This is a genomic window from Actinomycetota bacterium (genome assembly GCA_005888325.1).
GTDB lineage: Bacteria > Actinomycetota > Acidimicrobiia > Acidimicrobiales > AC-14 > AC-14.
Window position 1 is genome coordinate 5032 of the sequence record VAWU01000083.1, and the last position, 499, is coordinate 5530.

Genomic DNA, 499 nt, shown 5'->3' on the forward strand with positions numbered 1-499 from the left:
CGCAACCACAACACGGTCGGAGTCCCCGACGAGATCGAGCCGTTCGGCAACCTCGGTGACCAGCCGCTGGCGGGGGACTGGAACGGTGACGGCGTCGACACGGTTGGCGTGTTCCGCCCTCCCAGCGCCACGTTCTACCTCCGCACGTCGCACACCCCGCAATCGGGCACAATCACCATGCCCTACGGGACGCGTGGTGATGCTCCCCTCGTCGGCGACTGGACCGGGCAGGGTCACGACGCCATCGGCGTGGTCCGCTGAGCATGACGACTCTCTCCGAGCTGTCCACGACCCGCGACCTCATGGTGAACCTCACCCTGCGCGAGCTCCGCGGGAAGTACAAGCGCTCGGTGCTCGGGTGGGCGTGGTCGCTGCTGAACCCGCTGGCGACCATGGTGATCTTCAGCGTCGTGTTCAGGTTCTTCCTGAAGGTGCCGGTGCCTCGCGGCAACCCCAGCGGCGTGAAGGTGTTCGCCTTCTTCCTGCTCTGCGGACTGCT